23 protein-coding genes and 1 pseudogene are annotated in these 24,919 nt (G+C 66.4%); all 24 read right to left on the reverse strand.

Annotated features, from left to right (window positions below; genetic code table 11):
• Positions 1 to 96: 96 nt before the first annotated feature.
• Positions 97 to 573: pseudogene (locus B146_RS30270) on the reverse strand (cell wall hydrolase); the annotation flags it as partial.
• 744 nt (positions 574 to 1,317) lie between these two features.
• The gene (gene der / locus B146_RS0113235) at positions 1,318 to 2,727 is read right to left on the reverse strand and encodes a ribosome biogenesis GTPase Der (protein ID WP_019996929.1); all 1,410 of its coding nucleotides are present in this window, start codon (positions 2,725 to 2,727) and stop codon (positions 1,318 to 1,320) included.
• Between the two features lie 24 nt (positions 2,728 to 2,751).
• The gene (locus B146_RS30090; protein ID WP_274532746.1) at positions 2,752 to 3,711 is read right to left on the reverse strand and encodes a tetratricopeptide repeat protein; all 960 of its coding nucleotides are present in this window, start codon (positions 3,709 to 3,711) and stop codon (positions 2,752 to 2,754) included.
• A 247-nt stretch (positions 3,712 to 3,958) separates the two neighbouring features.
• The gene (locus tag B146_RS0113245; RefSeq protein WP_019996931.1) at positions 3,959 to 4,219 is read right to left on the reverse strand and encodes a hypothetical protein; all 261 of its coding nucleotides are present in this window, start codon (positions 4,217 to 4,219) and stop codon (positions 3,959 to 3,961) included.
• 79 nt (positions 4,220 to 4,298) lie between these two features.
• A complete protein-coding gene (locus B146_RS0113250) occupies positions 4,299 to 6,428 on the reverse strand; it encodes a DUF1217 domain-containing protein (protein ID WP_156421755.1) in 2,130 nt (709 codons plus the stop codon).
• A gap of 97 nt (positions 6,429 to 6,525) precedes the next feature.
• Positions 6,526 to 7,047 carry a hypothetical protein gene (locus B146_RS0113255; RefSeq protein WP_019996933.1) on the reverse strand — a complete coding sequence of 174 codons (522 nt, stop codon included), beginning with the start codon at positions 7,045 to 7,047 and terminating at the stop codon, positions 6,526 to 6,528.
• Positions 7,044 to 7,397 (reverse strand): flagellar protein FlgN, encoded by a 354-nt coding sequence (locus B146_RS26025; RefSeq protein ID WP_019996934.1) that lies wholly within the window; start codon positions 7,395 to 7,397, stop codon positions 7,044 to 7,046. The genes B146_RS0113255 and B146_RS26025 overlap by 4 nt, the downstream gene beginning before the upstream one ends.
• An 83-nt stretch (positions 7,398 to 7,480) precedes the next feature.
• A complete protein-coding gene (locus B146_RS29565; RefSeq protein ID WP_019996935.1) occupies positions 7,481 to 7,900 on the reverse strand; it encodes a rod-binding protein in 420 nt (139 codons plus the stop codon).
• A gap of 63 nt (positions 7,901 to 7,963) precedes the next feature.
• Positions 7,964 to 8,368: a hypothetical protein gene (locus B146_RS0113270; protein WP_019996936.1), complete on the reverse strand. Its 405-nt coding sequence runs from the start codon at positions 8,366 to 8,368 to the stop codon at positions 7,964 to 7,966.
• The gene (locus B146_RS0113275) at positions 8,365 to 9,120 is read right to left on the reverse strand and encodes a flagellar biosynthetic protein FliR (protein WP_019996937.1); all 756 of its coding nucleotides are present in this window, start codon (positions 9,118 to 9,120) and stop codon (positions 8,365 to 8,367) included. Before B146_RS0113275 ends, B146_RS0113270 begins: the two co-directional genes overlap by 4 nt.
• A complete protein-coding gene (gene flhA, locus B146_RS0113280) occupies positions 9,117 to 11,207 on the reverse strand; it encodes a flagellar biosynthesis protein FlhA (RefSeq protein WP_019996938.1) in 2,091 nt (696 codons plus the stop codon). The genes B146_RS0113275 and flhA overlap by 4 nt, the downstream gene beginning before the upstream one ends.
• 192 nt (positions 11,208 to 11,399) lie before the next feature.
• Positions 11,400 to 11,666, reverse strand: a complete 267-nt coding sequence (gene fliQ / locus B146_RS0113285) for a flagellar biosynthesis protein FliQ (RefSeq protein WP_019996939.1) — start codon at positions 11,664 to 11,666, stop codon at positions 11,400 to 11,402.
• Between the two features lie 2 nt (positions 11,667 to 11,668).
• Positions 11,669 to 12,088 (reverse strand): flagellar hook assembly protein FlgD, encoded by a 420-nt coding sequence (gene flgD, locus B146_RS0113290; protein ID WP_019996940.1) that lies wholly within the window; start codon positions 12,086 to 12,088, stop codon positions 11,669 to 11,671.
• A 3-nt stretch (positions 12,089 to 12,091) separates the two neighbouring features.
• Complete coding sequence (flbT, locus tag B146_RS0113295) at positions 12,092 to 12,559, reverse strand: flagellar biosynthesis repressor FlbT (protein WP_019996941.1); 468 nt, start codon at positions 12,557 to 12,559, stop codon at positions 12,092 to 12,094.
• Between the two features lie 2 nt (positions 12,560 to 12,561).
• Positions 12,562 to 12,912 (reverse strand): flagellar biosynthesis regulator FlaF, encoded by a 351-nt coding sequence (flaF, locus tag B146_RS0113300; protein ID WP_019996942.1) that lies wholly within the window; start codon positions 12,910 to 12,912, stop codon positions 12,562 to 12,564.
• Positions 12,913 to 12,979: 67 nt separating this feature from the next.
• Positions 12,980 to 14,026 carry a flagellar hook-associated family protein gene (locus tag B146_RS0113305; RefSeq protein WP_019996943.1) on the reverse strand — a complete coding sequence of 349 codons (1,047 nt, stop codon included), beginning with the start codon at positions 14,024 to 14,026 and terminating at the stop codon, positions 12,980 to 12,982.
• A 14-nt stretch (positions 14,027 to 14,040) separates the two neighbouring features.
• Positions 14,041 to 15,468, reverse strand: a complete 1,428-nt coding sequence (gene flgK / locus B146_RS0113310; RefSeq protein ID WP_019996944.1) for a flagellar hook-associated protein FlgK — start codon at positions 15,466 to 15,468, stop codon at positions 14,041 to 14,043.
• 97 nt (positions 15,469 to 15,565) lie between these two features.
• Complete coding sequence (locus B146_RS27805) at positions 15,566 to 17,254, reverse strand: flagellar hook protein FlgE (RefSeq protein WP_081630986.1); 1,689 nt, start codon at positions 17,252 to 17,254, stop codon at positions 15,566 to 15,568.
• Between the two features lie 170 nt (positions 17,255 to 17,424).
• A complete protein-coding gene (locus B146_RS0113320; RefSeq protein ID WP_019996946.1) occupies positions 17,425 to 18,096 on the reverse strand; it encodes a response regulator transcription factor in 672 nt (223 codons plus the stop codon).
• Positions 18,097 to 18,327: 231 nt separating this feature from the next.
• A complete protein-coding gene (locus B146_RS0113325) occupies positions 18,328 to 19,896 on the reverse strand; it encodes a flagellar hook-length control protein FliK (RefSeq protein ID WP_019996947.1) in 1,569 nt (522 codons plus the stop codon).
• 6 nt (positions 19,897 to 19,902) lie between these two features.
• Positions 19,903 to 21,171, reverse strand: a complete 1,269-nt coding sequence (locus tag B146_RS27810; protein ID WP_019996948.1) for a hypothetical protein — start codon at positions 21,169 to 21,171, stop codon at positions 19,903 to 19,905.
• Positions 21,168 to 22,310 carry a flagellar motor protein MotB gene (locus B146_RS0113335; RefSeq protein WP_019996949.1) on the reverse strand — a complete coding sequence of 381 codons (1,143 nt, stop codon included), beginning with the start codon at positions 22,308 to 22,310 and terminating at the stop codon, positions 21,168 to 21,170. The genes B146_RS27810 and B146_RS0113335 overlap by 4 nt, the downstream gene beginning before the upstream one ends.
• On the reverse strand, positions 22,307 to 23,143 hold the full coding sequence (locus B146_RS0113340; RefSeq protein WP_019996950.1) for a hypothetical protein: 837 nt from the start codon (positions 23,141 to 23,143) through the stop codon (positions 22,307 to 22,309). Before B146_RS0113340 ends, B146_RS0113335 begins: the two co-directional genes overlap by 4 nt.
• Positions 23,144 to 23,146: 3 nt before the next feature.
• The gene (gene fliF / locus B146_RS0113345; protein WP_019996951.1) at positions 23,147 to 24,847 is read right to left on the reverse strand and encodes a flagellar basal-body MS-ring/collar protein FliF; all 1,701 of its coding nucleotides are present in this window, start codon (positions 24,845 to 24,847) and stop codon (positions 23,147 to 23,149) included.
• Between the last annotated feature and the right edge of the window lie 72 nt (positions 24,848 to 24,919).

Genomic DNA, 24,919 nt, shown 5'->3' on the forward strand with positions numbered 1-24,919 from the left:
ATGGCGAAACAAAGGCGGTTCAAGTTTGCGTGTTCGCGAGGGGCCATCGCCCTCTCTTCAAGATAGGAGCGTCGTCCCCGAAACGAAAAGGGCCGGCTAACGCCAGCCCCCGCCGAAGGTGCGGTAGAAGATGTGAAGGCCGATCTTGTCGACCTTTTCCATCGTTTTGGCCCATCGCGGATGGACATAGGTGGCGTGGTAATGGGTCGCCGAGCCGACTTCGGGCAGCCAGACCTCGCCATTCGTCGCCTCGCGGGCGATTCGTTCGGCCTTCACGTAAGACGGGCGATTCCAGATGATGTCCTTGATGCCGTCGCAGGCGAACGAGAACTGGCAGCGGCCGAACCAGTCGGCGTTCTGATAGACGACGCCGCAGATCGTCTTGGGATAGCTCGGATTGCGCACGCGGTTGAGAACGACCTGCGCGACCGCGGCTTGGCCCTGGTCGGTTTCGCCCCGCGCCTCGAAATACACGGCCTTGGCCAGACAGGTCTGTTCCTCCGGCGTATAGGCGGAGGCGGGAAGCGGCGTTGCGACCCAGTCGTGATCGTTCTCGCCCTTGGGCGGCACGAAGCCGCGCGTCGGGCCGAGCACCGCGTCGAACAGCGTCGAAAGGCCCGGCCGCGCTTCGCCCGCATAGGCGGCGGCGACCGGCGAGCCGGCGGTCTCTCTTTCGAGGCCCTTGCCCGACAGCGCGGCGACGGCCATCAACGCCCCACCGCCCTTCGACCGATCCTTGCCCGGCTTCGATTCGCCGGGTTTGGGCGCGAAGCTCGCGGCGACCTGATAGTCGCCCGAGGCGGCTTCCGGGGCGAAGGCGGTGCGCAGGTTCTCGTCGCCGAGCGCGATGCCGGCCCGCAACAGGTTCGCCGGATCGACGAGGCGGCCGGCGGCGAATTTCGGCTGGACGGTCGCGAGCGGCGTCGGGCCGACGCGCCCTCCCCTCACGGCCGGAACGCGCGCATTGGGGTCGCGCACGTAAAGAGCGGGCTCCTCGCCTGTCCCTGCCAGCGCGAGGCCGGCGCGATCCAGCGGCGCTTCCGCGAGCTCGGCTTCGAAGCCGAGCGGCGACGGCGCGGGCGTCAGAACGGCGATGGAGGGAAACATGGGAAGCGCGAGCAGAGCCAGCGGCAGCGATCGCACGAGACGCGCGGGCGCACGGCTCGGTCGCGAACCGCGCGAGCGCCTCGTCTTCGTGGATCGAGCGTGAACGGCCATCGTCGGCTCCCAAGGTTCCCTGAGAAGCCGACCATCTCTTATTAACCTTAGTGGAAGGTTAACGGGGGCTGGCGCGCGCCTTGCGCCGCCAGCCTCGCCTCAGAACTTCTTCGCCTTGTGCGCGTAGGGATTGTCCGACTTGCGCATGGTGATGCGGATCGGAATGCCGGTCATGCCGAACTGCTCGCGCAGCCCGTTGATGAGGTAGCGCATATAGGCCGTGCCGACCGCCTCGGGCCGCGAGGTGGAAAGGATGAAGGTCGGCGGGCGCGTCTTCACCTGCGTGATGTACTTGATGTTCACGCGGCGCCCGGCGACGGCCGGAGGCGGATGGTGCGCGACCATGCGCTCGAGCCACTGGTTGAGCTTGGCGGTGGACACGCGCTTGTTCCAGATCTCGTGCGTCTCGGTCACCGCCTTCATCAGCCGGTCGAGCCCCTCGCCCGTTTCGCCCGAAACGGTGACGGCCTTCACGCCGCGCATCTGCGGCAGGAGCCGGTCGGTCTTCTCGCGAAGCTCGGCGAGAAGCGCCTGGCGGTCCTCGATGAGATCCCATTTGTTGAAGGCCAGAACCGGCGCGCGGCCCTCGCGCGAGATCAGGTCGGCGATCGACAGGTCCTGCTTTTCGAACGGAACCGTGGCGTCGAGAACGATGATCACGACTTCGGCAAAGCGCATGGCGCGCAGCGCGTCGGCGACGGAGAGCTTTTCCAGCTTCTCCTCGACGCGCGCGCGGCGGCGCATGCCAGCCGTGTCGAACATCTTCACCTTGCGGCCGCGCCATTCCCATTCGACCGAGATCGAATCACGGGTGATGCCCGCTTCCGGCCCGGTCAGAAGCCGATCCTCGCCGAGGAAGCGGTTCACCAGGGTCGACTTGCCGGCGTTCGGCCGTCCGACGATGGCGATGTTCAGCGGCTTGGTGGCGTCGTAGCGCTGGATGGGCTCGCCATCCTCGTCGAACTCGATCGTCTCCTCGCCATCGGCCTCGTCCTCGCCCTCCTCGCGGAAGGCGGAGAGGCCGAGCTTCTCGACGATCGCGTCGCGCAGATCGGCCATGCCCTCGCCATGCTCGGCCGAGATCGCGCAGGGGTCGCCGAGGCCGAGGGCGAAGGCGTCGTAGAAGCCGCCTTCGGAGCCGCGCGCCTCGGACTTGTTGGCGACCAGAACGACCGGCTTGTTGCGGCGGCGCAGCAGTTCGCCGAACACTTCGTCCTGCGGGGTCATGCCGCTCTTGGCGTCCACCACGAAGAGCGAAAGGTCGGCGTCGTCGATGGCGCGCTCGGTCTGCGCGCGCATCCGCCCTTCCAGGGAATCGGCGGTGGCTTCCTCGAGGCCGGCCGTGTCGATGACGCGAAACTCCAGATCCTGAAGCGTCGCCTCGCCCTCGCGCCGGTCGCGCGTGACGCCGGGCCGGTCGTCCACCAGCGCGAGCTTGCGGCCGACGAGGCGGTTGAAGAGCGTGGACTTGCCGACATTCGGCCGTCCGATGATGGCGATCGTCACCATGGCTGGGTCTCGCTCCTCTAAAGGTCAGGCCGGGGGCTGGTTGGCGGCCGGCGCGGCGGGCGCGGGCTCGGCGGCGGGCGGGCTCGGGCTCGTCGCCGCCGGTGCGGCGGGGGCCGGGCTCGCGGGCGTGGCCGGCGCGGTGGCGGAGGGCGCGGTCTCGCCGGGCGTCGAAGGGCTCGGTGCGGCGGCCTCGGGCGCGGCGCCTGCAGGAGCCGGCGCCGGAGCGGCCGGCGCGGTCGGCTCGGGCGCGGATGCGGCTTCGCTCGTCTCGGCTTCGTCGCTCTGCGGCGTGGCCGGAGCGGTGGCGGATGCGGTGGTGCCGGGCTTTGCGCCGTGCTCGGCCTCGATCAGTTCCACCATCAATCCGGCGCGGCGCTTGATGCCGGCGGGCGTGCCGAAATCTTCCTGAAGCTGCGTGAAGAGATCGCGCGCGGTGTCCACGTCCCCCGCCTTCCAGGCGGCAAGGCCGATCGCCTCGCGCGCGCCGTAGCGCAGCGCCTCGCCGTCCGAGGTCAGGCGCTCGGCGCGGGCGCGCACGTCGGCAAGCGAGCCATGATCCACCAGCGCATAGGCCGCGCGCAGGCTCGCCATGTCGCGCAGGCTCTGCGAGACGCCGGTGTCGGCAGCGATGGCGTCGAAGGCCGCGACCGCCTTGGCGGGATCGTTGCCGAGTTCGAGTTCGGCCAGACGCAGGCGCGCGAGCGCGGGATAGGCGCCGACGCCGCCGCGCGAGAGGTCTTCGAGGATCGTGCGCGCTTCAGCGGGCTTACCCTCTTCGATGAAGGTGCTGGCGGCCAGAAGCTGATCGCCGGCTGCCGCTTCCAGGCTGCGCTGATGGCGCTGCCAGAGAACATAGCCGCCGACGGCGAGCACGATCACGACAGCGACCGCCACCGCGATCGTGCCGTAGCGCAGCCAAAGGGCGCGGACGCGCTCCTGGCGAAGCTCCTCGTTCACCTCGCGGATGAAGATGTCGTTGCTCATAGGCGGCCGAACCCTGCGAAAAATCGGGATGCGCGTGGGCATCCGGCGAGCCGATGCTCGCCTCGTCGGGGCTTTCTAACGATTTTTCGGCGAAGCGAAAGGCCGGGGATCGCGGGTCGGAGCTCCCCTGCCCGTGGCGGACGGCCTCTGCGCGGCCCCGGCGTGGCCATTTTCGGACACGAAAGCGCCCGGCCGAGATCGGGCCGGGCGTCGTGAAGGTCGCCGCGAAGAAGGCTCGGCGCCCTCGTCAGCTCTTGTTGACGCGATCCACCACGTCGCGCTGCGCGTCCTTGGCGATGCGCTCGCGGGTGATCTGGTCCTCGCCGCTCTGCCCTTCGGGCCGCGCCGTGCCGTCCGACAGCGTCTCGTGCAGACCGGCATCGCCCTCGGGGGCGGGCGCCGAGCCGACGCGCGCGACCTTGGGCTCGCCGCCGCGATCGTCGCCGAGAACGCTCACATCCGCATCGAGCTGCGCGTCGTTCAGGCGGTTCGGTTCATTGTCGTTCATGGCCAATCTCCCTCGTGTTCCTGACAGGAGGACGCTTGGCCGGCCGAACGGGTTCCCTGGACGAGGGCGCGACGGATCGTCAGAAGATGCCGAGAATGCCCGAACCCGATCCCCCGCCGAAGAGCTGGACCACCGGGTTGGACGAGGAATCCTGGTTCGCGACGTCGTACATGCCGGCGAAGCGCGAGACGAACTTGTCGAGCTTCTTCTCGTCGGTGAAATCCTTCACGTCGAGCTTGCGCTGGATCATCGCGGCCTGCTTGTCGGTGTCCATGGCCACCATGCCGTCCGGCAGGCCGAGCGCGGTGCGCACGACCTGATACAGCGCCTTGTCGGCCAGAATGCCGTAGGCGCTGGTGAGAGCGGGCGCCTTGCGCAGGAAGTAGAGCGCCAGACGCGTGCCCTCGCTGGTCTCGCCCGCCTGCTCTTCCAGCGTCTGGAGAAGATAGAGCTTGTCGGTCGCCAGGCGGTCGGCGCCCTGCTGGCCGCCCGTGTCCGTGGCGCGCACGCTGCCGTCCGTCTCGAAGTTGAACGCAGCCGCGAACTTGGCGATGGCCTTGTCGGTCTGCGTGTTGGCATAGCTCTTCGGGTCGGCGAGATCGCTCGTCAGGATCTTGCGCAGCTCGTCCTTCGACAGGTCCTTGTTCTTCACGCCATAGGCGGTGAGCGCGTACTGGATCGCCTTCTTGTCGCCGAGGAGATCGTTCAGCGAGACCGCCGAGCCGACAGCGGCGAGATAGGTCTTGGTGTCCGCCTTGATCTGCGCCTTCGTCGCTTCGTTCAGGTCCTTGCCAAAGGTCGCGGCATAGAGCGTTCCGGTTCGCGTCTGATCGGAAGTGGACTGAATGAGCCGCTCGGGCCGCAGCTTGCCGTTCTCGTCGAAATTGAACGCGGCGGCGAGCTGCGTGTAGCGCTCGTCCTTCAGCTTGGAGACGTAGCTGTTGGGATCGGTCGGATCGCTCGTCAGAACGGCCCGGATCTTGGTGAAGCTGACGGTGTTCGGGTCGATGCCGACGGCCTTCAAGACGTAGTTCAACGTGCGCCGCTTGCCGTCCACCGACGAGGCCGCCATCAGATCGGTCACGGACTTGACGTCGGCCAGCGAGGCCCTGAACTCGGTCGTGTCGAAGTTCACCGACTTGTTGAAGGCGGTCTTGTAATTGGTCTCGTAGCCCGAAATCACCTTGTCCAGCCCGTCCGAGGGCGGTGACATCGTGCCGTCGCTCTGGACGCCCAGCATGTCGTGGAGCGACTGGAAGCGCGCTTTCTCGACGCTGGACACCGTGCTCGGGATCGAGGACGGGTCCTGAAGATAGCTCGCCGCCGAACCGGAGGCATAGACGATCTCCGAGCCCATCGCGGTCAGCGCGAATTTCAAAAGCCGCTCGTCGCCGGTGAAGGCGGAGACGGTCTTGGTGGCGTTGTCGGCGGAAAAGAAGGCGTTCAGATAATCGGTGTCGGCCTGCTTGGCCTGCGGGCTCGTCGCGTTGCCGGTCTGCGCATTGTAGGTATAGACGAGGTTCGACGCCATCTTGGCGGTTTGGGCGACCCAGCTGCGCGCCGTGCCGCTGCCCGTCGCGGCCGAGAACTGCGTGCGCAGCGTCGCCCAGGACGCGTCGCCATTGGACGCGTCGCCGGTCAGCACCTGCTTGGCATAGTCGGACGAAATGATGCTCGGCTCCGGAAAGCCCGAGGCGCGAAGCGCGACATCGAGCAGGCCGCGATCGGCCACGAACTCGTCGATCGAGGTGATCGCGCCGATATGGTCGGAGTAATAGCTCGTCGCCTTGGCCGCGATCGGCGCGGACGTATCGACCCGCTCGGCATAGGCTTCCGTCAGACGCTCGGTCTGCGCGCTCGACTGGGCCGTCGGCGCCTTGCTCGAACCGAAGCTGAAGGCCGAGGCGAAGTCGCGGTAGCGCTGGTCGGCGAGCTTGTTGGCATAGCTCGAGGAATCCGTCAGGTCGCTCTGCAGCACCTTGCGGATCATGCCCTTGGCGGAGATCTGATCCTCCAGCCCATAGGCCTTCATCGCGTAGCTGTAGAGCTTGTAGTCGCCGAGGAACTGATCGACCGAGGTGACCTTGCCGATGTTCTCTTCGTAATAGCTCTTGTCACGCTTCACCTGCTCCTGGCTCGACAGGCGCTCCAGCGTCTGGGCCATGTTGTTCGTGTAGAGCCGATAGTTCAGAAGGGTCGAGATCACCACCAGTCTCCAAACGTGCAGGCGCCGGCCATGAAGGCCGGGCGCATGTGGGCAAAACTCTAGCGAAACAGGGTTTACGCGGCGTAAAGGCAGCCGAGGATCAGGACTTGCGACCGCCTGCCCGCATCTGCTCGATTTCGCCCTTGGAGACGTCGCCGCCGCCGGTCTGGGGGGTCATCTGGCTCTTGGGCAGGAAGTCGAACTGGTCCACCATCACGTCTTCCACGACCTTCTGGCCGTAGCGCTTGTTGACGGTTTCCTTGATCGATCCCAGAAGCGCGGCGAGATCGTAGCGCTCGGGATTGTGGAAATCGAAGCCCGACACCGAGTAGACCGCGCGGAACGCCTCGTCGAGAATGATCGGATCGGGCGGAACCGCCAGCGTCGAAGCCAGCTTCCCGTCGATCGTGTAGACGAAGCGCGCCAGAACGTAGCCCTGGATCGCGTTGTCCGAGATCAGGGGAACGGCAATGCTGGTGGTCTTCTTGTAGTCGAGCCCCTCGAAATAGGTCGGCTGTTTGGGCGCGGGCGCCTCGCCCCCGCCGCTGAAGCTCGCCATGGCGTAGCCGGCGCCCAGCGTGACGACCATCACCCAGACGCCGATCCCCAGAAGCTTGATCATCTGGCCGACCGCGCTCCCGAGACATGGGCGCCATAGGTGCCGTCGGATTCGGCGGCGGCCATGGCCTTGGTGATCACGTCGGCGACCTCGGCGGTGGCCTCGATATGCATCTGGAGAAGGCGGCTGTTGTCGTCGAGACGCTCGCGAAGCGTTCCCAGACGTTCGCGCATCTCGTCGCTGAAGCCCGCCGGCTCGATCCCGCGCGAGATGCGCGTCAACTCGAGAAGGCTCTGGTTCTTGCGATTGCTGATGTCGCCAAGGCCCGTGCTGTCGCCCGAACGCAGCGCGAGGCTCTCACCTGCCAGGACGGCTTCCAACCGATTGATGGCCTGAAACAGAACCGCTTCCACTTGCTCTTACCTCTTGCTGATGCGGGCGGGCCGCCCGTTCCTCGCCCATGCCGGTGCCCTTGCCGGGCGCCGGCCGGCCGGTCTCATTTCATGTCGGCCGGCGTCGCGCTCGCCTCGCGCTTGGCGAGCATGTCGGCGATGCCGATGCCGCCCGACGCGGCCATTTCGTCGCCGATGCGCTCGGCGAGCATGGATTTCCAGATCTGCCCGGCCGTGCCCGTGCCGAAGAAGCTCGTGTTCTTGTCGGGCAACATGCTCTCCACGAAGGAGCGCAGGACGAAGCTCTCGAAGCGCTGCAAGAGCTCCAGCTCGCCGCTGCGCGAGGTCTGGTGATGGAAGCGCGCGGCCTCGTCGCGCGCCGCTTCCGCCGCCGCCTCGGCCTGGCGGGCCGACACGAGGCCGGCGAAGTCCGACGCCCCGGCCGCGTTCGCGGCAGCCGGCGCGGCGGCGGGCCGCTCGATCGCGGAGGCGGATACGGACGATGCGAGGGAGGACAGGATCATGGGAGCCGACTTCTGCTTCGAGACACGGCGGGCCGTGGTTCTCTTTCTTTTACGTGCCGCCACTTATTCCAGGCTTGCGGCGCGCCCGACGAGATAGTCGTCGAGCGTCAGAGCGAGCGCTGCGGCCTCTTCGGTGGCGCGATCCTCGACCAGCGCCGCGTTGGCGGCCCGCTCGACGCGCTTTTCAGCCAGACTTTCCGCCTGCACGCGCTCGCGCGCTTCGTCCTTCTGTTTCAGGACGGCTGCGAGCGCCACCTCGTTGCGCTTGAGCGCCGAGACCTTGGCGTCGAGAAACAGGCCCTGCATCAGGGATTGGGCGCCGAGCGTGTCGAGAAGCTCGACGCGCGTGTCCTCCAGCCGCTTTTCCTCGCGCACAAGGTCGGACAGGGCCCATTCGGCGAGCTGGCGCTTGCGCTCCTGAACCGCGAGCACGCGCGCGAGGCGATCCGATCTCTTGCCGTCGCTCATCCGAACAGAACCCAGCGGTGATAGGCGTCCGCGAAGATCGACAGGAAGTTGCCGACGCAGAACCACAGAAGGAAAAGACCGCCCGCCAGAACGAAGGGCATGGAGATGAAGTAGATTGGGATCTGCGGCGTCATCTTGTTGGCGAGGCCGATCGCGAAATTGACCACCACGGCATAGACCACGAAGGGGCTGGCGATGCGCAGGCACAGCATGAAGGTCTGGCCGAGATTGTCGACAAGCGCATCCAGGCCCGAGCGGATCGAGAAGCCGAGTTCCACGGGCACGGCCTTGTAGGAGGCGACCAGTGCGTTGACGATCTCGGCATGGAGGTTCAGCGAGAAGATCATCACGGTCGCCGTCAGCGTCACCAGCGAAACGAGCGCCGGGTCGGCCTCGTGCCCTTCCAGGGGCACGCCGAGCGACTGGCCCATGCCGATGGCATTCGCCACGATGGACCCGGAGAACTGCAGCGCGATCATGAAGACGCGGCCGAGAAGCCCGATCAGGAGGCCGTTCAGGATCTCTCCCGCCGTCATGGCGATGCGCAGATCGTCGCTCGCCCCCTGCACCAGCGGCAGAACCTGCGGCAGGAGCCGGGGCGAGACGGCCAGCGCCACCGCGATCGCCACGAACAGGCGGATGTGCTGGGGGATGCGCGCGCTGGAATAGCCCGGCAGCACCATCAGGCACGAGCCGATGCGGCAGAAGATCAGGAAGAGCGCGATGACGAGGGCCTGGGCGTCGGCGCTCACGAGATCGATCCGAGCGCCTTGATGTCGACGCCGCGCGCGATTTCGAGATGCGAGAGCACCGGCAGGTTCACGAAGATGCGCTCGATCATCATGCGCACATAGGGGCGCGCGTCCGGCGAGGCGACGAGCACGAAATTCTCGCCCTGGTCGGTCTTCTCGCGGATGACCTTGGTGGCCTCCCCCGCGAACTGCTCCACGAGGCGCGGGTCGATGTCGAACTCGATGACGTCGCCCTTCGCGTCGCGCTTGAGCGCCTGATGGAAGGCCAGATCCCAGCGATTGCCGAGGCGCAGGACGCCGAGCTGCCCGTTGTGAAGGAGATCGCCGCAGATCTGCTGCGCCATGCGGGTGCGCACATGTTCCACGATGCGCTCGGAGCGACGCACATGCGGCGCGATTTCGGCGATGGCTTCGAGGATCAGCGTGAGGTTGCGCACCGAGACGCGCTCGGCCAGGAGCAGCTTCAGCACCGCCTGCAGGCCCGAATAGCTCATATGGGCGGGCACGATCTCGTCGATCAGACGCTTGTATTCGGGCTCCAGCCGGTCGAGCAGCAGGCGCATGTCCTTGTAGGACAGAAGATGGGCGAGGTTGTTGCGGATCACTTCGGACAGATGCGTCAGGATGATCGAGAGCGTGTCCACCGGCTCGAAGCCCGCGCGGCGCGCGGCGGCGGCGAACGTGTCGGAAATCCAGGCGGCGCGCAGGCCGAAGGCCGGCTCCTTGGTGAGATCGTGCGGAATGTCGGGCGCGGGCGCCTCGCCGAGCACGATCAGGAGATCGCCCAGGCGAATCTGCTGGCTCGCGACCGTCGTGCCATGGACCTTGATCGAATAGGAGCGCGGGTCCACCGCCAGATCGTCCGACAGCTTGATCTCGGGAATGACGAAACCGTAGCGCGAGGCGAAGCGGCGGCGCATCTTGGCGACGCGATTGGCCAGCTCGTCGCGCGCGAAGTTCAGATGGGCCGAGACCTGCTTGCCGAGCACCAGTTCCACTTCGATGATGCGCAGCGATTCCTTGACCGACTGGCGTTCGACCTCGATCGCCTTTTCCTCGACGGCCTTCTTCTCGGCCTCCTCGCGCTGCACCACTTCGGCGCGACGACGCGGGATGACGTAAGCGAGCGACGCGAGTCCGAAGCTGGCGATGGCGAAGGGAAGGAAGGGAAGGCCCGGCAGAAGCGCGAGCAGGCCCAGAAGCGCTGCGGCCACCATCAGCGCGCGCGGGTAATGCCCGAGCTGCGTCATGATCGCCTTTTCGGCCGCGCCGCGCGTTCCGCCCTTCGAGACGAGAAGGCCGGCGGCGAGCGAAACGATCAGGGCCGGAATCTGCGTGACGAGACCGTCGCCGACCGAGAGCTTGACGAAGACGTCGGCGGCATGGGCCGCGTCCATGCCGTGGCGGGTCACGCCGATGATGATGCCGCCGAAAATGTTGATGGCGGTGATGATGAGGCCGGCGATCGCGTCGCCGCGCACGAATTTCGAGGCACCGTCCATCGAGCCGAAGAAGGAGCTTTCCTCTTCCAGCTCCTGGCGGCGGGTCTGGGCCTGCTTCTCGTCGATGAGGCCGGCCGAGAGATCGGCATCGATCGCCATCTGCTTGCCGGGAATGGCGTCGAGCGTGAAGCGCGCGCCGACTTCCGCGATACGCGTCGCGCCCTTGGTGATGACGAGGAAGTTGACCGTGATCAGGATGATGAAGACCACGATGCCGATGACGAAATCGCCGCCCATGACGAACTGCGAGAAGCCGCCGATCACGTAGCCGGCGGCGTTGTGGCCCTGGTCGCCATGGCTGAGGATGACGCGGGTCGTGGCGATGTTGAGCGACAGGCGCAACATCGTGGCCAGGAGCAGGACGGTCGGAAAGGCCGAGAAGTCCAGCGGCTTCTCGATCCAGAGCGCCACCATCAGGATCAGGATCGACAGGGCGATCGAGATCACCAGCCCCATGTCGATCACGAAGGCGGGGATGGGAACGAACAGCACCGCCAGCATCGCCACGATGCCGGCGGCGAAGCCGATGTCGCGTCTTGAATTCTTGGGCAGGCTGGGCGCGATCTTGAGCGTATCGACCGACATGCGGCGCATTCCCCGGGAAACGGTGGTGCGGGCGGACGTGAGGCCCGCGCGACTGGCCGCGGGCGTAATCCTTAACGCTTTATTTCAAAGGGGACTGGTGCCGGGCTGGCGCGGGCGCCCAGCGCCGCGCTCCAACGAAAAACGCCCGCCCGAACGGGTCGGGCGGGCGTTCCGGTTATCCGTCGGGCTTGCTCAGAACCCGTGCTCGATCCGCGAATAGCTTTCCTGCGTGAAGGCATAGACCTGCGCGCCGGTGAATCCGGCGGTGAGCGCGATGATGACGAAGATCGCCAGGATCTTCGGCACGAAGGTCAGCGTCACTTCCTGGATCTGCGTCAGCGCCTGGAACAGCGCGATCAGGATGCCGACCAGCATGGCGCCGGCGACCGCCGGGCCGCAGGCGAGAACGACGGTCCAGATCGCGTGCTGGACGATATCGATGGCATCGGCCTCGTTCATGGCTACTCGACCTTCACGCCGTTGCCGAGCGTCAGGTCCTGGCCCGAGGTGAGCGTGGCGATCGTGCCGTTGCTCGTCACCTGGATCGACTTCACCGTGCCGCTGACCGAGGCGTCGCCGTTCGTCACGGTGCGACCGATCAGGAGATTGGCGCTGGTGAGCGCGGTCAGCGTCGTCATCGCTTCCAGCTTCTGGTTCAGCTTGATCGACTGTTCCACGTTGGAGAACGAGGCGAGCTGGCTCATCTGCTGGGTCGGATCGGTCGGGTTCAACGGGTCCTGGTTCTTCATCTGCGAGACGAGGAGCTGCAGGAAGGCGTTGTAGTCGAGACCGGTCTTCAGCTCCGAAGAGGTCGAAGACGAGGAGTTCGTCGCGGTGGTGGCCGCCGCGTTGTTGGAGGACGTGACCCCGGTAACGGACATGGCTCAGCGAGCTCCCATGGCGACCGGCGCGCGGTCCGGCAAGGTGATGGCGGAAAGATTGGCCGGCTCGTCCGTCCCGGCGGCGGCCGCCAGGATCGCGTCTTCCAGCGCGATCAGCGAGCGCACGCGCTTGAGCGCCTCGAACACGCGGTCCCGCTCGATCAGCTCGGCCGCGTCCTGCAGGCCGGAGCGCACGGCGGGCGAGGAGAAGGCCGCCATCAGCGCGGGGAAGCTGCGATCGAAGATCTTGCGCGTCTCCGTGGCGGCGGCCGGGTCGATCAGCATGAGCTGAACGACGAAGTAGAGCTGGCGGATGGGCGTCGTCGCGTCTTCGGCCTGCATGACGTGGCTTTCCAGAAGGAAGGTCACGTCGTTCAGGAATTCCAGATGGGTCTTGCGATCGACGCGCATGACCGCCCCGTTGACGAAGATGCGCTCGCCGGCGCGAAGCGTGATGCGAAGCGTCGACACCTCTACTCCCCCAGTCCGTCGCGGATCATGCTGGTGACTTCGATCATGGCCGAGAAATTGTCGCGCTGGCCGAGACGAATGGCCTCCGCTTCCCGCATGACCCAAAGGCCGATCGAGATCAGGCTGGCGCGCAGTTCGTCCGGCAGCGCGTTGCCCGGGGTGGCCAGGTCTTCCACCAGGAGCGACCAGAGATTGCGGGTCAGATAGATGGCCTCGATCGCCTCGCGCGAGCGCGGCCCGGCGGCATCGGCGCGCTTGAGCGCGTCCACCATGCGGTCCAGCGCCTCCCGCTCCTGGTCGCGGGCGGTGGCCGAACTGTCCTGCGTGACCTCGGCGTAGGAGAATTGATACATTCCCATTCCTCAAAGCGGCGGGCAATCATGCCCTTTTGTGCGGGGTATCGAGCGGCCGGAACCGCGGTCAGAGATAGTTGAGGATGCTGAGACCCTGCAGCTTGCCGGTGACGGCGAAACTCACGTTCAGCTGCGTCATCAGCTGGTTGACTTGAAGGCTCGCCTCGGTCGAGTCGACGTCTTCCAGCCGGCCGTAGGCATCTCCGACCAGATCGATCTGCTTGGTCAGGATATCGTTGGCGGCCGTGATGCGGTTCTGGCGCACGCCGATATCGGCTTGCAGCTTCACGATTCCGTCCTGACCCGCCTTCAACTTGCTCTGAGCGGCCATGGTCAGTTGCTTGCGGGCATCGTCACCCATCTTGTCGACGCCCAGCGCGCTGACCATGGCGTAAGCTGCCACCGAGTTCTTGAAGGCAGCCTGATTGGCGCTGACCGACGTCTCGATCGCTTCGGACTTGGAGATGTTGACCGTCGATACGCCGCCCGCAGCGCTGGCCACGGTCTGCCAGGACGTCTCGAAATCGTTCTTGAAGCTGTGTTTCGTGGTCGACGGAGGAATCGCGTAGCCGTCGTCGCCGAAATAGGCCGTCACCTGATCGGCGGTCGCTTGCGAGACGTCGCTGATGCCGAGGGCGCTCAGAAACTTCGCCTTGATATCGTCGGTGAGCGCCGTCGTATCGCTCTTCACGGGCGCCGTGTCGCTATGCGTGCCGGAGAAGACATAGGCTCGTCCATCGGTCGTGTTGATGGCACCGAAGATCTGCTGCAACCCTTGCGTAGCGCTGGTCATGAGCGCCGAGACGCCCGTTCCCGTGGCGGAGCCGTTGAGCAGAGCCTTGGAATAGTCGTCCGCTCCATCGCGCACTGCGCCCAACGCGTTGGCCATCAGCGAAAAGCGGTTGTTCGTCAGCTTGTTGGTTTCCAGCATGCTCTTCAGGCTGGATTCCTGCGTGTGATAGGTCACAGCCGAGCCCGTGACGTAACCAAGGGTCATCCCGACATCCGCGTGCCGACCCGTATTGAGTTCCTTCTGCGCATCGGCGAGTTGCGTCTGGACCCGCTGGATGGTCGACCGCGAGAAGTTACTGAGTGTCAGGCTGGAAATCGCCATAGTATCGGGCCTTCTCAGACGGCTTGCAGAAGGGCGGCCATCATCTGGTCCACCGTGGTGATGATTTTCGAGGATGCTTGGAAGGACCGCTGCAGGTCGAGAAGCCGGGTCAGCTCCGAGTTCAGGTCGATGCCGGTCTCGTTGGAAAGCGTCGACTGGCTCTTGTCGAGCAGGGTCTGCTGATACTGGTTCGTCGCAGCCGTCGTGGAGCGCATGCCTTGCAGCCAGCTCATGGACGAAGCCGCAAATCGGGCAAGCGTCCCCGAGGGCGTCACATCGGCGACGTTGAAGGAGCGGTCGGCGTTCAAGGCATTCGACAAGTCCGACAAGCGCGCCGTAAAGCCTGTGGCTGCCTGATCGGGATTGGAGCGATAGAGCCAGCCGTTGATCCCGCCATCTCGAAGGAATGTCGGATCGCCGAGGGCGGACGAGGCCAGCTTCAGCCGACCCGCGACGCCGATGCTCGTGTCGTCGGCCTGGAACAGCCCCTGCTTCACGGTCGTGACGTTGGATGCGTCCGTGTAGCTTTCGGCGAAGGCCGTGATGAGGCCCCGCGCGATCGTATCGATCTGGTTCTGAAAACTGGTCGTGACCTTATCACGGAGATCGGCGAGACCCGCGATCTTGCCGCTCGTGATCGGCATGGTCGCCGTGTCGCCGGTGACCGGCACGTTGTCGATGCGGAAAACACCGCCTGTCTGGCCCGGCGCCAACGGATAGGTGCGGGTGAATTCGATGTTGCGCGGCGACCGGTCGTAGAGCGTCACGCCGCTGTCCGTGTGGATCACGACATCGTTGTTGCCGCGCATCTGGACACTGATCCCGACATAGCCGGACAGCTTCTGGATCGCCTGATCGCGCTTGTCGACGTCATCCGTCACATCGACGTTGAGGTTCGTGCCGGCGACGATCCGCTGGTTCAGCTGGTCGATCTGTCCCAGGATGTCCTTCATGTCGAGAGCGGCCTGTGCCATCTCGTCGTCGGCGTCACGCCGGATGTCGTTGACCGTCGCACTGACGGAGTTCAACGAACTCGCCAACTTCTGCGCCGTCGAAATGGCGCTCATGCCCACCTGGTAATTGGCCGGCGAAGCGCGATAGGCTGACAGGGCGTCCGACAGCGCCGATACGAGAGCGACGGCGGAATCTTTCGCGTTCGTATCGCCCACCACCTCGTTGAGCCGATCGAGGCCGCCCGCAACGATGCTCGACTTGGCAACGTCCGCCGTGCCGTTCAGAACGTTGCGAAACAGAGCCGAGTTGCCGGACTGCGCGATCGAGCGCACCTCGACGCGGCCTTCGGGTCCGGTGGAGACGTTGACGTATTTGCGCGTCGCGCCGGCGACATTCGCATTGGCGATGTTGCGCGATACGAGGGCCGTCTGCGTTTGGGCAGACTGTAGCGACGACGTCGCCGTGTTGAGGGCAGACGAGAGGGTCATGGAGGGCGTCCGCGATGGAGGTGATTTTCGGAGGCCGGCCGCCCATCTGGCGGCCGTGCCTTAAATCAGAGCGCGCCCTGGAGGGGCGCACCCCGGCTTAGCGCTTCAGATTGACAAGGACGTCCAGGATTTCCGAACCGGTCTGGAAGACCTTGGAATTGGCCGTGTAGGAGCGCTGGGACTCGATCATCGTGGTCAGTTCGTTGGCGATGTCGACCGTGGAGTTTTCCAGGGCACCGTGCTGGATCTGGCCCAGACCGCTTTCGCCGCCGAAACCGAGCAGAACGGTTCCCGATTCCAGGCTCGGCTTGAAGGCGTTGCCGCTGATCTGCTGCATGTTGTCCGGGCTCTGGACCTGCGCCATCGGGATCTTGAAAAGCGCGATGCGGGTGCCGGACGCGAAGTTCGCATAGATCGTGCCGTCGGTGGCGATCGACACTTCCTGCACGAGCTGGGGCGGGTTGCCGTTGACCTTCGAGTCGCGAACCTGGAAGGATCCATTGACCTGCTGGGTCCCGGTGATGTCGAGCTTCATCAGCTCGCCACCCGGCACCTGGAAGTTGATCGCCCCATCCGCGGGAGAGAGCAGCGCGCCCGTGGCGTTGAAGGTCACCGGCATCGTGGTGACGGGCGGATTGGCGTAGGGGAACGGCGCGGTCTTGCCGGTCGAAGCGTCGGCACGGTTGTAGATCGCATATTCCCAGGCGTTGTCGCCCGTCTTCGTCATGTAGACGTCGAACGTGACTTCCTTGCCTGTCGTGTCGTAGGCCACGATCGACTTCATCGACGTGTAGGAGGCGTCGATCTTGTTCTCGCTCGGCAGCGTCCCTGCAAATTGCGCGTCTACGGCCAGCTTGCCTTCTGTCAAGGCGATGGCGTCGAGGCCCTTGATGGAACCGCCCGTGACTGGGTCCGTCCCGTCGGTGAACTTCACGCCACTCAGCTTCACCGAGCTTTCGTCGGCGGTCGCGGCCGGAGTTGTTGTGGACTTCAGAACGATCTGCCCACTCGTCCCGACGAAGGCGACACCGGCAACGACGTCATTGATGGCCTTAACGACATCCTTCGCCGTCACCGTCTCAAATCCGGCAGCCGGCTTTGGGATTGTAATGTCCGTGTCCGTCCCGTCGATGCTAACGGTGAAGGTCAGCTCAGTGGCCGTGGCCGGAGCCGTGCTGATGCCGAAGGCATTCGCCTGGACAGCCGCCGCAGCCTCAGCAGCCGTACCCGTGCCGGGCACGAGGCTCGGAACCTTGTCCGCGCCCTTGTTGAGCGTGACCGACAGCGTTCCCGCCGTCGTCGGCGTGGTGATCATCTTGCGGTCGTCGATCGTGACGTTCTGCAGGCCGGCATAACCGTTGAGGACGCCAGCGCCGTTCCCGGGGAGCGGATAGCCCTGGAGGATGTAGCCGGCGGCGTTGCGCAGATTGCCCTGACCGTCGTTGCGGAAGGCGCCGGCTCGCGTCAGAACCTTGTTGCCCTGGTTGTCGCTGACGACGAAGAAGCCGGGTCCCTGGATCGCCAGATCGACGGCCTTGGTGCTGCCCTTGTTCGTCGTATAGCTGACGCCGCCCTGCTCGCTGACCAGCGTGCGCGTTTCCGCCTCGACCATACCGGAATTGTACTGACCGGGGCTGGAGGCCAGAACGAGCGAGGAAAACTCGGTTTCCTGCTTCTTGTATCCGGTTGTGCTGGAGTTCGCGATGTTATCCGAGACGGCGCTGAGGCGGTTTGCCTGCGCGCCCATGCCCGAAACGCTCGTGCGCATTAGTCCGCCGATGCTCATGCCTGCTCCTTGATGACGAGGCGGGGAATTGCCGTCAAACTACCGAGCAAGGCTTGCGTCAAACTGCACTACGAACTGTTAACCCTGAATAGAAATTAACGTTCTATCAATAAACATAAATAAACCCGGCGCAAGGGCCGGGTTTTCATTTTACGTTAATTTGTTTGAAATCAAACGCCGATGCCGTAGCCGAGATAGCGCTTGGAGGAGACCGGGTCGTAGCCAAGGCGCATCTTGAGCTTCTTGCGCAGCTTGGAGATGTGGCTTTCGATGACGTTCTCTTCGACGTTCTCGTCGAAGATGCCGTAGATCGCGCTGAAGAGCTGCTGCTTCGACACGCGGCGGCCCTTGTTGGCAACGAGGTATTCGAGGATGCGGCGCTCGCGGCGCGGCAGGACGAGGGGCTCGCCGCCGACTTCGGCGTCGCGGCCATCGGTGAAGACGCAGATCTCGTCCACCGAGGTGCGGCTGCGATCGACCGCCACGTCGCGGCGACGGATGGCGCCGACGCGGGCGAGGATTTCCTTGACATGGACCGGCTTGGCGACGACGTCGTCGATGCCGGCAGCGAAGAGATCGAGCGTCGAGTTGAGGGCCTTGGTCTCGGCCAGCGCGATCATCGGCGCGGTGGAGCGGCTGCGGACGAGACGGGTGAAGGTGCCGCGCTCGGGGAAGTCGCCGAGCAGGAAGGCTTCCACCGCCGAGATGTCGGTTTCCGAAGCCGACTCGACCCAATCCCGGAATTCGTCCACGCCGAAGCCGGCCGAGGAGACGCCTTCCTGCGAGAAGAGCGACTTGTAGCCGTTGGTGACGAGCTCGCGGTTATCAACAACTACAATCATCTGGCCCTGCCGAGTGTCTTGCGTTTCGTTAGGGAAAAGTTACCCCCGCACCCCGAATCGGCCTATCCCCAAAAATCACTATAGGGTTAACGCCCCCTGAAGGCGTTGCAAATAAGTCAACGCGTTTTCAATGCGTTAACCATATCAAGGGGCTCGGAACGCTATTTTTTGCAACGCAAAAGGCGGGAAAGGTCGCCCTTTCCCGCCTTCGATGTGAACGCCGATCCCGGATCAGAGATAGGTGGAGGAACGGGCCCGCGCCGGGGTCTCGTCGCGCCCGGCCGGAGCGCCCCCCTCCTCGCGGCGGGGGCTCCGGCCGCCCTCCCCGCCCCGGCTCTCCGAGCCCTCGCGGAAGGTCTGGCCCGAGGAGGTTCCGCCGCCCGAACCGTCACCGCCCCCCGTCCCCGCCGAGCCGTCGGCCGCGCGTGTGGCATTGGGCTGGATGTCCTTGGCGACCACGGTGATCGCCGCATCGTCCACCGAGAATCCGGCGCGCTCCAGGAGCTGCCGCAGGGCGCCGCGATCCTCCGACAGGAGAACCGCCGTGTCGGCGCGGCTCGCCGCGAGTTCCACGGTGAGGCGTCCTTCCGACAGGCGCATGGAAACGTCGAGCGTGCCCAGATGCTCGGGCTTGAGCTGAATGGTGAGCGTCTTCAACGCGGCGCCGCCCGCGCGCATGCGAAGATGCTCCTGGCTGTCGGTGCCGGCGCTGGGCGCCGGGCGCGCCGCCGGCTCGCCGAGCACTTCCAGCATCCGGTCGGCGATCTGGGTGGCAAGACCGAGGCCGCCGGCCCCCGCGAGCGCGGGATTGGCCGCGACGTCCTTCGTCTTGGTGGTGGACGCATCGGCGGAGCGGGCCGCAGCGTCGGCCGCCGCCTCGCGCCGATCTCCGCGCCCTCCCGCCGCATCGCCGCCGCTGCCGCCGCTCGTGCGGCCGCGGCCCGACAAGCGCGCCAGGGCTTCGTCGAAACGAACCGGCAGTTCCGCCTCGCCATCCGAGCCGGCGGTCGTCGTATCTTTCGCGTCCTTCGCGTCCTTCGCCTCGCCGGCGCGAGACGTGTCGGAGGCGTCCTTTGCCGCGATCTGGGCGCTTTTCTTGTCCGCGAGCCCGGCCAGGAGCGACGCCGTCTCGTCGGCCGCCCCCTTGCCCGCACCCTTGGCCTGCTTCGTGGCTGCGGCCTCGGCCGCCGCCTTCTCGGTCTCGGCGTCCGCGCGCACCAGAACCATGCCGTCCTGATGCGGCTCGAAATGCGTTTCCATCTTCAGAACGTCGAGACGCACGGCCTTGCCGCCGGACAATTCCTCGGCCGCGTCCGGGTCGATCTGAGCCGCCTTGTCGTCCGGCACCAGCGTGCGCGCGACATGGGCGTCCTCGTCCTTCGACGGGGCCTTGTCTTTGGCGCTCGCGGCCGCTGCCTGCGTCAGGAGGCCGAGAAGCGACTGGAGCGAGCGCGCGTCCTTGCCGTCGGTGGCCGTCTCGTCCGTCTTTGTCTCGTCGGCCGCCGTTTCATCGGCCGAAACAGTCGAAGTGTCCTCGCTCGCATTCGCCGCCACGCTGGCCGAGGCGCCGCCGGTCTCGGCCTTCGGCTCGGGGGACTTCGCGGGCGTTTTCTGCGGCCCGGCCGCAGCGTCAGGCTTGGCCGCGTCCTGCCCGGAGGCGGCGTCGCGTTGCGGCGGCTTGGCGTCGCGGATGGCCGCATCGAAGGCGCGCCCCTGGTCGCGGCGCGCGCCATTGTCCTGCGGCGCCGATTTGATCGCCGGCTCGCGGTCGGTCTTCGGCGGAGATAGGTCGATCTTCATGAGGGCTCAGGGCTTCAGGACTTGGGAGGATTGGGCGAGCGCGGCTTCGGCCTGCGCCAGGATGGCGGGGGCGGCTTCGCCAGCGCCGGCGGGCGCGGCGGCCCCGGGCGGCATCTGCGCGAGCGTCGCGTCGATCGAGTCGAGCACGGCATAGGCCGCGTCCAGAAGCTTGCCGTCTTCGGGATGGAGCTGGGCGCGGTCGATCGCATCGAGCGTCGCGCGCGCCTCCGCCGGCTTCAGGGAGCCGAGCGAGGACGCGGTCGCATAGAGCTCGGCGCGATCCTGATCGGCGGGCGCAAGTCCGGGCAGCGCGAGCGCGGCGTCGGCGGCCGCCTTGGCGAAGTGCAGATTGCCTTCCACGAGCGAGCGGCGCGCGGCCGCGAGATAAAGCGTCTGACGACGCGCATCCGGCAGGCTGGCGATCACGTCGGACATATCGGCCAGCGCCTCATCGGCCTGCTCGCTCGCCCGGCTGGTCACCATGGCGGTGAAGCGGGCCTCGAAATTGCCGGCATAGGTGCTGTCGGCGAAGCGGTCGAAATAGCGGCGGGCCAGCTGGTCGGCGCGCGCATGGTCGCCGGACGCGTCCACCAGCATGGCGCCGAGACGCAGCGACGCTTCCTCGATCAGCGTGCCGGGCGCCAGCAAGCGCGCCTGGTCGAGATGGGGAATGGCCTTTTCGGGATGGTCGATCTGATCGATCTGCCCCATCACCAGATGAAGCTGCGCCGCCAGAACCGGCTCCATGCCCTCGAAGTGAACTTCGGCGAACTTCTTGCGCGCCTTGTCGAGATTGTTGTTCACATAGGCCAGCGTCCCTTCCAGGAGCGGCATCTGCGTTTCGTCGAGAAGCTTCTCGCGCATCAGACGCTCGAGCACGTCGGGCGTGCCGCCGCTGAGGGCGAAGAGAACGACGGAGCGGAAATTGCGCGGGTCGCGCCAGACCGCCGGATCGGCCTCGAGGAAGGTGCGTCCGAAGCGGCGCAGGAGCAGCGCCTGCACCCGGATCGCCCGGCCGTTGCCGCGCGCCACCTGATCCTGCAGGAACTGCACCGAGCGCATGACGTCGAAGGGCATGGGCGCCCGGGTCGTCGCCCAATGCTCGGCGCCCTCCCCTCCCTCGGCGGGCGAGGCGGCGTCCGTCGCGGCCGCGGCCGAAGCCGCAACTCCATGACCGCCCGAAGCGGCCGCTTCGCCGTGTCCCCCGCCCTCGGCCCGGAGGGCTCCGGTCCCGAGGATCAGGGCGCACAAGGCCACTCCGAACACTGTCTTCACGCCTTTGGCTCTTTCAGAAGGATTTCGATGCGACGGTTGCTGGCCGCTTCGGGATCGGACGGATTGCTGGGCTGGCGGTCGGCCACGCCCTCGATCGCCTCGACGCGCTTGTCGTCGAGCCCGCCGCGCATGAGCATGTAATAGGCCATGTGCGCACGGTCGGTGGACAGGCGCCAGTTGTCGAGCTCGCCGCTCTTGCCCGCATAGGGGCGCGCGTCCGTGTGGCCGCGAATGACGATTTCGCCAGGCCGGTCCTTCAGGATCGCGGCGATCTTTTCCATCAGGCGGATCGCGTCGGCGGTGGGCCGGGCGGAGCCGATCTGGAACATGCCGGTGTCGAGCGTATCGGCGAGCGAGATCGTCACCGTTCCCGAGCCCGGGCTGCCCGCCTTCACCGCGACGTCGGCGGCGGCCGCCGCGTCGGGAGCGCTGGCGGCGATCTCCTTCTGCAGCTTGGCGGCGTCGATGTCCTGCGCGGTCTGCGGCTTGGTGCTCGGCGGCGGCGTGTTGGTGCTCGCCACCGTCTTGAACTCGTCGGCCGAAGCCGGGGGCAGATTCTCGCTCAAGGGCTTGTCGGAGAGATCGGAGGCGCTCGCCACCATGTTCGGCTGAAGCTGCCAGGAGCTCGGATCGAACGGATCGCGATAGGCGTCGCCGCCGTTCAGGCCGGGCAGCCCGCTGCCGTCCGGCTTGCCCTTGGCCGTTCCCTTCTCCACCGCCGGGCCGCCTTCGGCGACGATCTCGGCGAGAACGGCATAAGGGTCGCGGAACAGCGCCTGATCCTCGCCGCCCTCGGCGCTGCCGCCGACGGGCTTGCCGCCCGGCTGGCCGGGTTGGGAATTGGGGCCGGTCGCCGCTTCCGGCGGGGCTTTCGGCGCGTTGTCGGTCTTGGTCAGGCCGTCCGTCGGCGGAACGTCGCTGTTCAGTTCGATCGGGTTGAAATACTGCGCGATCTGCTTCTTGGTCGACTGGTCGGATACGGAGGTCAGCCACATCACGAGGAAGAAGGCCATCATCGCCGTCATGAAGTCGGCGAAGGCGATCTTCCAGGCGCCGCCGTGATGGCCGTCCTCGTGTCCGCCGCCGCGGCGAACGATGATGATGCTCTGGTGGTGGTGGCCGGGATCGGTCGTGCTCACGACAATGCCTCTTCCACCGCCTTCAGCCAGGCGGCGAGCCGGGTCTCGATCACGGTCTGATTGGCGTCGATGCGCACGTCCGTTTCAGCCTCGTTGGCGTCGAAGGACACATGACGGGCATGATCGCCGAGCTTGGTTTCCAGAGCCTGGAGAAGGTCGCTCGGGCCGGACGCGGCGATCTTCACGGAGGCGCCGTCGAAGGCGATCGTCTTCACCGCGCCGGCGAGTTCATCGACCGTCTGGCGCTTGCGCGCGTCGAGAACGAGCGGGCGCAGGAGCGAGGTCAGCGTCGACTTCAGCGCGTCCTCGAACACGGCCATCTGCAGGATCACGAGGTCGGCCAGCCGGTCGCCCTCGTTCTCGACCCAGCTCCGGCGCGTGTCCGCCAGCGTCGAGGCCTGTTCGGCGGCGAGCTGCCGGCGAAGCTCCTCGATGCGCCCGGCCGACACGCGCTCCAAATCCTGGCGCAGCGTTTCGGTTTCCTCGGCGGCCTGGCGGCGCGCGTCCTCGAGCGCGGCCTCGCGCTCCTCGAGCAGCGCTTCGCGCTCGGCCGCCCAGGCCTCGCGCTCGGCTTCCAGCTCGCGCAGGGGAACGCGCGGCTCGGTGACAGGGCGCAGCGGCGCCTGCGGGCGGCCGGCGACGCCCGCAGCCTTGGCGGGCGCCTGCGGGGCTCTGGCAGGCGCCGGGCTCGCGATGCGCGGCAGGGCGTTTTCGAGCGGCCGGGTCACGGCCTTGGGCTGCAGGGCGGCGGCGGCCGGGCGGCGCACCGGAGCGCGGAAGGGGACGAATTCGTCGCCGGACTGGTCGGCCAGGAGTTGCGAGAGAGGGATCATGGATTAGGCCGCTTCTTTCTCGTGGATCCACTGCTTCAGGATGGCCGCCGCTTGGGCTTCGTCGAACTCGACGAGCTTCTCCAGGCGGACCTTGGGCGAGTTGGCGCGGTTGCGGGTCAGTTCGTCGAGGAGGTCGTCGGAGCTGTTGGGGTCGCCATAGCCGAGCGAGGCGGCGAGGTCTTCGGAGAAGCTCATGGCGCCGGGAATTCCCATGATTTCAGGAACGTCGAGGGAGGGATTGTGCAGCTCGATCGTGTCGTCCGAGCCGAGCGCGGCATTGTCGTTGGAGGCGGACGGGCCGGCGATGGCGCGAATGGCGGGCTTGAGGCCGAACCAGATCACGAGAACCGCGACCACGAGGATGGTGAGGGCGTTGACCACCGTGCCGGACTGCTTGAGCAGCATCTCGGCGTAGCTCGGCGCGGGCACGGGCTCGAGATCGCGGCCGTTGGAGACGAAGTCCACCGCCGTCACTTCCAGCTGGTCGCCGCGCGCGTCGGAGATGCCGGAGGCGGAGGCGACGAGCTTGCGGACCTCGGCCAGCGCGGCGTCGATCTGCTCGGGCGTCGGGTTCTCGCCGAGCGTCGCGGCGAGGCGGGCGCGGTTGACCACCACGGCGACCGAGAGCTTCTTGACGTTGTAGCCGTCGGAAACGGTCTGCGTCGTGGTCTCGTTGATCTCGTAGTTCGTCAGTTCCTCGCGCCGGTCCTTGGCTTCCGACGAGCTGTTGCCGGGCGCGTTGGCCTGCGGCTGCGCCTGCGGCACGTTCTGGCCGGCGGTGGCGGGATTGTTGCCGGCCGTGTCGTTCGACTGTCCGGTTTCGCGCACCGTGCGGGTGGAGCGCTCGACGCGGCCCTCGGGGTCGAAGATGCGGGCGTTGGTCTGCTTGCGGTCGGTGTCGAGCCGGGCGATGACCGAGGACTGGAAGTTGCCGACGCCGAGATAGGGCGCGAGCGTGCGGCGGATCGAGTCCTCGATCGAGGAGGAGACGACCGATTCCATGCCGAGCTGCTTGGAGGAGCCGGCGGTCGAGGAATCGTCGCCCGAGGCCAGGAGGCGGCCGTCGGTGTTGAGCACCGTCACCTGATCGACCTTCATGCCGGGAATGGCGGACGCGACAAGATGGCGGATGGCCTGCGCGTTGGCGAAATCCTCGACATTGTCGGTGCGGATCACGACGCTGGCGGACGGGGGCTGCTGTTCGCGGCGGAACGAGCCCTGCTCGGGCAGGACGATGTGGACGCGGGCGGCGCGCACGTCCTTCAGCGTCTGGATGGTGCGGGCGAGCTCGCCCTCCAGCGCGCGGACCTTGGTCACCTCCTGCATGAAGGTGGTGAGGCCCATCGAGCCCATCGTGTCGAAGAGCTCGTAGCCGGCCTTGTCGGAGCGCGGCAGGCTCTTTTCGGCGAGCAGCATGCGTGCCGTCGCGGTCTGCGAGAAATTGGTGGAGACCGTGTCGCCGGTGGCGTTCACGTCGAAGGGAATGCCGGCTTCCTGGAGCGCGGTGCCGATGCGCGCCACGTCCTGCCGGTCGAGGCCCGAATACAGGACCTCCATCGTCGGCTTCGACAGCGTCCAGGCCGCCAGGCTCACGAGGGCGATCGCCACGACGCCGACCATGGCCAGCGCGCCGAGCTTTCGGCCGCCGAGCGCCTGAAGGTTCGAGAGGAGTTTCTGGGCCTCTGCCCGAGCGACCATCGCCATATACGTTCGCCTGCGGATGCGGGGAGTGATGAGGCATCTTTGGGCGCGCAAGCTTGTGCGGACGTGATCGGT

This window comes from Aureimonas ureilytica DSM 18598 = NBRC 106430, assembly GCF_000382705.1.
In the GTDB taxonomy this organism is placed as follows: domain Bacteria; phylum Pseudomonadota; class Alphaproteobacteria; order Rhizobiales; family Rhizobiaceae; genus Aureimonas; species Aureimonas ureilytica.